Raw genomic sequence first — 8,397 nt, 5'->3', positions numbered from 1 at the left:
TTACGAAAAAATAATTCCCAGGGGCCCGCCTCTTTTTGGACCTCTATTTATCGCGCGATGGTCTCGTCTCCGAAGCGTTGGGCGGAGCCTCTCTTTGAATAGTAGCAGCTATTCTGTTTTTTAGAAAGATATTGTTTTTGACATGGGCGTGGCGCCCGTCCTGCGATGGCGCGGCGCCATCGCCGTGCTCGGCGTAAAGGCAACCGCTTCGCGGGCGCTCCGCGCGCCTTGACGCCTCCGCGCGGCGCTGGCTTTTGGCCACCATGCCCTTTTGGTGGGCGATCGCGGCCTGAGGGCCGCGTCGCGCACCAAAAGGGCATGGATGCAAATTGCCGCGTCGTTGAGACGCAGTCATCCCGTAGGGATCGTAGCGGAGCGAAGAAGCGGCGCAGCCGCTTGACGGCGGCTCATCGGCGTGGCCCGCCGGGAAGGCACGCATCGCGACTTCGCCACGCCGTTGCCGCAATCGCGCATCCCTCGCGCCGCTGTGGACGCGCCCTCGTCACCTATTTCGCGCTAAACGGCACGATTTTCGCCAGCGATGCGAGGCGCAGGATGATGCCGGATATACAATGGCTATCCATCCCAGCCGCCGCGCGCCTGCCGAACAGAATCTCCGCGCCCCGCGCAACGCCGCCTCCCCATCTTCCACCGCGCCCGCCCCCATGCGACACTCCCCCGTCCGCCCTTTGCCCGGCGGTCTATCTCCAACACCAGAATAGGCGGCAAGCAATGCAGCGGGACGAGGCATTCTGGGGCGAAGTCGACAGCCATCTCATCCGCTATGGCGGCGCCTTCACGCCCGCCGTGATCGATCGTGCCGAAGGCGCCTATGTCTATGACGAGCAGGGCCGCGCCATCCTCGATTTCACCTCGGGCCAGATGAGCGCCATTCTCGGCCATTCCCATCCCGAAATCGTCGCCACCGTGCGTGACAGCATCGGCCGCCTCGATCATCTCTTCAGCGGCATGCTGTCGCGCCCCGTCGTCGATCTCGCCAGCGCGCTCGCGCGCCTGCTGCCGCCCTCCCTCAGCAAGGTCCTGCTGCTGTCGACCGGCGCCGAATCCAACGAGGCCGCCATCAAGCTCGCCAAGCTCTATACCGGCGGCCATGAAATCGTCAGCTTCACGTTGTCCTGGCACGGCATGACGCAAGGCGCGGCTTCCGCGACCTACAGCGCCGGCCGGCGCGGCTATGGCCCGCCGATGCCCGGCAGCCTCGCGATCCCCGCGCCCAACGCCTATCGCCCCAGGTTCAAACAGGCCGACGGCTCGCTCGATTGGCGGACCGAACTCGACGATGCCTTCGACCAGGTCGACCGCCAGTCGAGCGGCGCGCTGGCGGCGTGCCTGATCGAGCCGATCCTCAGTTCGGGCGGCCTGATCGAATTGCCGCTCGGCTATCTCGCCGCGCTCAAACGCAAATGCGAGGAGCGCGGCATGCTGCTGATCCTCGATGAGGCGCAGACCGGCCTCTGCCGCACTGGCGACTGGTTCGCCTTCGAACGCGACGGCGTCACGCCCGATATTCTCACGCTATCGAAGACGCTCGGCGCCGGCCTGCCGCTGGCGGCGGTGGTCACCAGCGCTGCGATCGAACAGCGCTGTCACGAGCGCGGCTTCCTCTTCTACACCACCCATGTCTCCGACCCGCTGCCCGCCGCCGCCGGCCTCAAAGTGTTGGAGATTCTGGCGCGCGACAAAATGGACGAAGTCGCCGCCCGCCAGGGCCAGCGCCTGCGCGCCGGATTGATCGCCTTGCAGCAGAAGCACGAATGCATCGGCGACGTACGCGGCCGCGGCCTGATGCAGGGCATCGAACTCGTCGTCGACCGCCATTCCAAACAACCCGCCGACGCCCTCGGCCAGCGCGTCACCCGCCGCTGCTTCGACCTCGGCCTGCACATGAACATCGTGCAGCTACCGGGCATGGGCGGCGTCTTCCGCATCGCCCCGCCGCTGACGATCAGCGAGGCTGAGCTGGACCTGGGGTTGGAGATGCTCGACGAGGCGCTAAGGACGGCTGGGTGAGGGCCATTGTAGCCGCGGTCGCCGACCTCCAGGCGAATGCGAAGCATTCGTCCGCCGCGGCCCTCTCCCACACCCGCGCGCGGCGGAACAAGGCGCTTGCGCGCCGGCCGCGGTCAGCTACCGCGGCTACAAAGGCCGCGCCGCCCGCATCCCGACAGAATGCCCGCGCGTTTCCCTTCTCTCGCGAAGCGGGAGAAGGTGGGCGCCGGATGGCGCCCGGATGAGGGGCGGCGCAGGCGTCTGGCGTTGGCGGCACGACACGCACTGCCTGAATTGATGCATCAGATGGCCGACGCATCTCGCCTGTCGAAGGCGCAGACAAAGTCCGGATCCGGGATTGTGCAAGCGCCCCGCAACTCGGAAGAGCGCTTTGGAACGCTAGCGTCCGAACTCCAGCGCCTTGGCTTTAAGATCCCCGACTGTAAGCAAGAAGGCATCAGTCCGCCGCTCGCCGTGCCAATTCGCGATCACCGGAACGTCGTCAGGAAGCGCAAACAGGTCAGTGGCGCGTCGCGTGACGATTACCTCGTCGTCCTTGATTGCAATGAAGTTTGCAGCGGCAGCGTATCTCGGTTTATCGAGAAAGCGGAATTCCTTTCCGTCCCGAAGGTGCTCGCCAGTAATTTTCATTGGAACCCATTTCTTCGGCGTTATCGGGACACGATATGCATTGTAACAAAGCGCCGACACATCTCGCCTGTCAAACGCTTTGGAATCAGGGAATATGTATCGCGTCCCATTGCTCCCGCATGGGCCGCATCTTCCGCATCGCGCCGCCGTCATTGCGAGGGAGCGAAGCGACGAAGCAATCCAGACCGAGGCTCTGACAGCCCTCGTCAGGATCGGTTCTCAAGGCGTATGCGAAGCATTCGTCCGGCTGCCGCTCGCTAAGAGGGAGCCTGCGCCCGTAACCGAGTTGAATGCACCATCACTGGGATACGAAAACGAGCGCAGACCCTTCGAATTACGTATTCGAGAGGATCATTTCTTGTTCGCTTGTGGCGACCGACCTGGCTTCAAACTGGCGACGCGCGGCGGCGGATCGAAAGACGATGCAAAGAAATGGCGTGCGATTGAAAAAAGTGAGAAGCCAGCCGGAGTGGATTTCCGGTTCGTCGACGACCCCAAAGCGATATTGCAAAACACTCTCCTCCGCATGCGAGAATGTCATTTGCGCAAGAAACTCATGAGGTACCTCGGAGCGATGGATATCCGCCTGAACCTGCTCATCAAGCACCGGCGACAACAGTCCGTGATGGTGGCACAGGCCACGAACAATCTTGCGTACGATCCGCACGACGCGCTCATCCCTTCCTGGATAAATCGCGTGCCTTGGACCATCAGGCGTCGTAACGGGCACAAATTGATTGAACAAATCGCGAGCCCGCTTGCGACCGTCGGGCTGGGTGAAACTTCGACGTACCTTTCCATCCCAGAGTTCACGGACCGCAGGCGTCGGATCGCCCGCAAGAAGCATTACAGTGCGAAAATGCGCCTCGTCGTCCGACCAACCGTTGTTGCAACTCACGCACGCGGGAACTTTAATGCGTCGATGCCGCGAATTCCCCGAAGACGGTGGATATAGCGCGCGTGAAACGACATGATCGCCCGTGAAGGCCCTCCCGCCACAATAGGCGCAGCGCCTTTCTCCGGCATGTTCTCTGGTCTTTGCCATTCCTAGCCTCAATCTCATAAGCAAGACGCACCAAAGGCGATTCGCCAGCGGGCGTCACGAGGGCATGCTACGCATTGCTTTAATTCGCGTTCGATTTGCGCCAAAGGCACCGAATTTTCTCAGCGAGGACAACCGCTGCCCCTTCTCCGTCACACACCGCGCCGTCGACCTCATGGAAGCATAGACTTCCGAAGTTTTGAGGCTGTCAATGGCGCGCGCTCTCGCGCGCCGCCTTCGGCGGTCAAGACCACCGACAGCCTCAAAACTTCGGAAAAAAGAGGCTCTCCATCGGACGAATGCTTCGCATTCGCCTTGAGAGCTCGACGGCGCTCCCTGCCAAGCTCGCGCGGGATAGGGTTGCGCCGCCCCTCATCCGGCCGGCTTCGCCGGCCACCTTCTCCCCGCTACGCGGGGCGAAGAGGTGCGCGTTTCCCTTCGCCCCGCGTAGCGGGGAGAAGGTGGCGCGCAGCGCCGGATGAGGGGCGGCGCAAGCCTCCCGGCGTTGGCGACATGAAACGCATTTGCATGAGCTAATGCGTCAAATGGCCGACGCATCTCGCCTGTCAAACGCCCGGGATCGGGCATTGTCTATCGCCTCGTCTTTCGCCTCCCGGCAATCGGTTTGGCGGAGCGATGTTCAATCTTGAACATGCGCTGAACAAGAAAGATTCTTCCGAAATCGAAAGCGGCGTGCTCCGCTGACGCTGCGTAACGCTCACCCATTCGTGCGCTTTTCCTGGCATGCCGCTAGGCCGCTCATTGCGGGCCCACCGGGACATGAAACGCATGGCGTATGGCGGCGTCACAAAGGCGTTGCGGATCGATAATATTTTTGCGGAGCCATGGACGAGCGCGACGCCATTCGTCGGCGATGAAGGGCGACGCCGGAGATCGGGTTGAGCGGTCGGCGACGCGTCAAGATCGAGAGGCGATCGACATGAGCCGCGGACAGGCGATCCCTAGGGCTGACGCCGTGCGACGGATCGATGGAGGGGTTGCGCCGGCAACAGGATAAACAGGAGGGACGCCATGCCTAAGCCTATTCCTATTCGCGACATCACGATCATCAACGACCTCGGAGGGAACGGCCGCCACATCATGGTCTCGGCCATCCTGACCGGCCCGGGAATCCGCACGGTCAGCACCGACTGGGTGATCCAATGGGTCGCCCCGGGCGGCAGCTATCTCCTCACGCAGGAGCCGCAGCCGGGCTTCGTTTCGACGATGCTCAACCCGCTCATTCGCGGCGCGTTGACGAACAACGTCACGGAATGGCAGGCCGACGCCTACGGACCGGCGCAGATTCCGGTGTCGACCATCCTGCGCTGCGTCGCGCTGGTGGGCACAACAACGTTGCCGACCGATCTCGCGCCATGGATGGTGGCGAACGCCTGGCAAGTTCGCATTCAGGTCGACAACGGCCACAGCCAACCGACGCCGTGGTCGCAGTGGCAACCACAAACGTCGCCCGGCGCGACGTTTGGAGCCTGACAAATGTACAGCACTACCATCGTCAATGCGACCGCACAGACGGTGGTCGCGAATACGATCGCGATTAGCGCAGGCGAAGAGGCGGCGATCGCCTATACTCCTACGGGCGTCGTCATCACCGTGCACGGCGCCGGCGTTGTCCACCTCAACGACAACGGGACGACGGCCGTGTGGGTCGCCTCCGGATCGGAGCGCCAGTCGTTCACGACCGAAACGATCAAGGTGACGGTACGCTCGGATGCGACGATACTGATCGAGCCGAATCCGGGCGCCGCCGCGGAAATGCCGATCCTCGACGATCCCATGGACTACGCCCTGACATGCGCGCCCCTGGACGTGGGGCGGATCATTTCGGTCTCCGCCGCGCAGCACACTTTTGCGACGGGAGACTTCACCCTCACGCTGCTGTTTCAATTCGTCGCGGGGCCGCGCGGCTTCGCGACGGACACCGCGCTGCTGCGGCGCATCGACGGCGCGGGCTGCGGCCTTGAGCTGCTGGTCCAGGGCTATCGCATCATCGATTTCGTGAACTTGTATTTCGCTCTCTACGACGCCGAGACGCAAGTCACCTATTCGGCGAAGGCGCCCGAGATCTACAATGGTCGCTGGCACGCCCTCGCGGTCGTCCGGTCGGGTGCGAATGTGAGCCTGTTCCTCAACTGCAAGCCGCTCGCCGGCGTGGTGCGCCGCGGCCCCGAGAGCCCAGTCAATCTCGCCACGCTCGCGCCGCTGTTCATCGGCTCCTATCGACAGGTTCTCGCCAACGGCGAGACGGAAACGGGCGACGCCCACGGCCTCATCGAGGACGTGACGCTGTGGGGCCGCGCGCTGTCGCCGACCGAAATCATCTCGACGATGACCAACCAGCTCAGCGGCGCGGAATCCGGTCTCGTTGGCCTCTACGCTTTCAACCAGAACCTTGCCGATTCCTCGCCCAGCGCGGCGACGCTCGCCTGCGCCGGCCCGGCCGCGGCCTATGATCGCATCATCCATAGTTTCGCCGTTCACGGGGAGAACGACCATAGCTTGTTGGCGATGAGCGCGCCGACGCGATACAGGGCGACGAGTCCGGCGGCCGCTGATGACGATCCCCCACTGTCGCGCGTGCAGACGCTGAATGTCCGCGAAGGCGCGCCGTTCCTCTATGGCGCCCTCATCAAGGACGACGGCACCGCGGCGTTCCCTGACGGCGTGACGCTCGTCGTCTCGTCGCCGAACGGTCCCGTCAACGCGGCGCGCGACGACGCTTCCGCCTGGGTGACGATGAGCGGGGCCTCGGTTCGCGCCTTCGTGTTCAAGGCGCCGCCGGCCGGCGAATGGACGTTCACCGTCACGGCGCCGGCCGGGCTCGGCTTCCAACTGGCGGTCCAGACGATGCCGTCGGCCAATGTCGCCCAGACGCTGCTGACGACGGTGCGGGCCGCCTACCCCGGCCTGTCCAACGCTGCCGGACGCGCGGCAGGGCTGAAGGCCGACGCCGCCGATGACGACTGGGAATGGTGGGAGATTGGGTTGGCGGCCCTCGGGACCGTCGCGTTGGCCGCGGTGGCGATCGCCGCGGCGCCGGTCGTCCTCGCGGCCGCGGCCGCGGCGACGACCGCCCAGCTCGTCGGCGCCGCGGTCGGCGTCGGCATCACCGGCGTCGCCGCGGCCTCCTACATCTCCTCGATGACGCCGGATCCGGGCATCGTCCCCGGCGCGCAGAAGACGATCGATTATGCGCGTTTCGATCCGCGGCCGAGCGTGACGGTGTTCATCTGGTCCTACGTGTCGTTCGACAGGGGTCAGGGCCACGCTTCGATGTCGCTCTCGGACGAGACCTACATATCCTGGTGGCCGAAGGGCATCGCGACGATTTGGAATCTCAACGGCGTCGCGCAGGATTTCTACGCCGACCATGTGATCGACCGCACCTACAGCGACGATATCACTGGGGAAGGCGATCCGAACTTCAATCCGCCGACAATATTCAGGGACCCCGACTATCGCATCAAAATATTCGGGCTCGACGAGGCGGCCATCAAGACGTGGTGGGCGAACCAGCAATTGACCGAGAATTATCGCCTCATCGACATGAACTGCAGCACCGTTGTTTATAAGGCGCTGTGCGCCGGCGGCGCTCTCGACAAACTGACGGTCGAGGACCGCACGTATTGGACCGACCCGGTCCGCCTCGTGTGGCACCCCAACATCATGGAGCGCTTCGCGCGGCTGCTGTCGGCCCGCACCGGCGGCTAACGCAGCGCCCGCAGGATAGGTTCGCGCCGCCTCTCATTCCAAGGCGAATGCGAAGCATTTGTCCGCACCCCGCTATGCGAGAGAAGGGCGCGCGCCCCGCGACGCGTGGGGCCGCGTCCGCTCACTCGGCCGGCGGCGTGATGCAGATGTTCGTGGGCTGCTCGCGGACATAATTGCCCCATCGGTCGTAGACCGATTCATAGCTCAGGCAGCTTTCGGCGTGGTAATAGCCCAATCCGGCGGCGCCGAGCTGGCCGGCGCCGGGCGCCAGGCCCCAGGCGAGGCCGCCGCCCATCGCGCGGAGAACCGCGGCGTCGCGATGGTCGCCGCCGCTGTGGTCGATGACGTCGCGACGGGCCGCCGCGCTATGCTCGCTACGCCAGACGTATTTGTGACGCCAGACAAGCCTGTGCGCGCCGCTGGCGTGCCTGACGATGGCGGGCGGGCATGCGACCGCCGCCGCCGGGCTCAGCGGCGCGTCGGCCGCGACGGCGGATGCGCAGGCCGCGATATAAGACGCTGAGAGACAGATAAGCCCTTTGCGCAACATCATGACATCTCGAAGAAGTGACGACAGCCGCCAGTAAGCGCCATCGGGAATTAACGTCGCGCTAATTTGCGCTCGCGCCCCCTTCTCTCGCGAAGCGGGAGAAGGGGCCCGGCGGAGCCGGGCTGCGGACGAACGAAGTTCGCCTTGGGATGAAGGGGCGGCGTAGGCCTCTGCAGTCAGCGAGGCGACACCCATCGCGTAAGTCGCGGCCTCATCCCGCGACCAGCCCGTATTTCGCGACAAGGATCAGCACGGACGCCACGCCAATCGCGGCGAAAAGCTTCGTCATGAGGTTCTCCCAATGGGGCAGCCGGGCTGCGATGACCTGGCGAATATCGAGCAAAAGCGGCGATCTCGCGCCGCAGATCTGTCTAAAATAAAATGCAATAATCTTAGGAATGCGTTTAACTCT

General features: G+C 64.1%; 7 protein-coding genes. 3 read left to right on the top strand and 4 right to left on the bottom strand.

Annotation, left to right across the window (positions count from 1 at the left end):
• Window positions 1-732 precede the first annotated feature (732 nt).
• Window positions 733-2,031: an aspartate aminotransferase family protein gene (locus tag GSQ90_RS14920; protein ID WP_158815640.1), complete on the top strand. Its 1,299-nt coding sequence runs from the start codon at window positions 733-735 to the stop codon at window positions 2,029-2,031.
• 378 nt (window positions 2,032-2,409) lie between these two features.
• Here the strand turns inward: GSQ90_RS14920 and GSQ90_RS14915 are convergent, their stop codons facing one another.
• A complete protein-coding gene (locus tag GSQ90_RS14915; RefSeq protein WP_158815639.1) occupies window positions 2,410-2,661 on the bottom strand; it encodes a hypothetical protein in 252 nt (83 codons plus the stop codon).
• A gap of 334 nt (window positions 2,662-2,995) precedes the next feature.
• Window positions 2,996-3,706 carry a hypothetical protein gene (locus GSQ90_RS14910; RefSeq protein ID WP_158815638.1) on the bottom strand — a complete coding sequence of 237 codons (711 nt, stop codon included), beginning with the start codon at window positions 3,704-3,706 and terminating at the stop codon, window positions 2,996-2,998.
• 1,029 nt (window positions 3,707-4,735) lie between these two features.
• Here GSQ90_RS14910 and GSQ90_RS14905 point away from each other — a divergent pair.
• On the top strand, window positions 4,736-5,197 hold the full coding sequence (locus tag GSQ90_RS14905) for a hypothetical protein (RefSeq protein WP_158815637.1): 462 nt from the start codon (window positions 4,736-4,738) through the stop codon (window positions 5,195-5,197).
• Between the two features lie 3 nt (window positions 5,198-5,200).
• A complete protein-coding gene (locus tag GSQ90_RS14900; RefSeq protein ID WP_158815636.1) occupies window positions 5,201-7,435 on the top strand; it encodes a LamG-like jellyroll fold domain-containing protein in 2,235 nt (744 codons plus the stop codon).
• Between the two features lie 121 nt (window positions 7,436-7,556).
• On the opposite strand, the gene GSQ90_RS14895 is transcribed toward GSQ90_RS14900, so the two are convergent.
• Together GSQ90_RS14895 and GSQ90_RS32695 are read right to left on the bottom strand one after the other, a co-directional pair.
• A complete protein-coding gene (locus tag GSQ90_RS14895) occupies window positions 7,557-7,988 on the bottom strand; it encodes a hypothetical protein (protein ID WP_158815635.1) in 432 nt (143 codons plus the stop codon).
• A 208-nt stretch (window positions 7,989-8,196) separates the two neighbouring features.
• On the bottom strand, window positions 8,197-8,328 hold the full coding sequence (locus tag GSQ90_RS32695; protein WP_256366607.1) for a hypothetical protein: 132 nt from the start codon (window positions 8,326-8,328) through the stop codon (window positions 8,197-8,199).
• Between the last annotated feature and the right edge of the window lie 69 nt (window positions 8,329-8,397).

Source organism: Methylocapsa sp. S129 (assembly GCF_009765995.1).
Taxonomy (GTDB): domain Bacteria; phylum Pseudomonadota; class Alphaproteobacteria; order Rhizobiales; family Beijerinckiaceae; genus Roseiarcus.
Note: the sequence above shows the minus strand (reverse complement) of the source record. Positions and strands in the feature narration are given on the sequence as shown.

Bases quoted from the DNA above. Each gene is read 5' to 3' on its own strand.
- GSQ90_RS14920 (WP_158815640.1), top strand. From the start codon at position 733: ATGCAGCGGGACGAGGCATTCTGGGGCGAAGTCGACAGCCATCTCATC.
- GSQ90_RS14905 (WP_158815637.1), top strand. From the start codon at position 4,736: ATGCCTAAGCCTATTCCTATTCGCGACATCACGATCATCAACGACCTC.
- GSQ90_RS14895 (WP_158815635.1), bottom strand. From the start codon at position 7,988: ATGATGTTGCGCAAAGGGCTTATCTGTCTCTCAGCGTCTTATATCGCG.
- GSQ90_RS14910 (WP_158815638.1), bottom strand. From the start codon at position 3,706: ATGGCAAAGACCAGAGAACATGCCGGAGAAAGGCGCTGCGCCTATTGT.
- GSQ90_RS14915 (WP_158815639.1), bottom strand. From the start codon at position 2,661: ATGAAAATTACTGGCGAGCACCTTCGGGACGGAAAGGAATTCCGCTTT.
- GSQ90_RS14900 (WP_158815636.1), top strand. From the start codon at position 5,201: ATGTACAGCACTACCATCGTCAATGCGACCGCACAGACGGTGGTCGCG.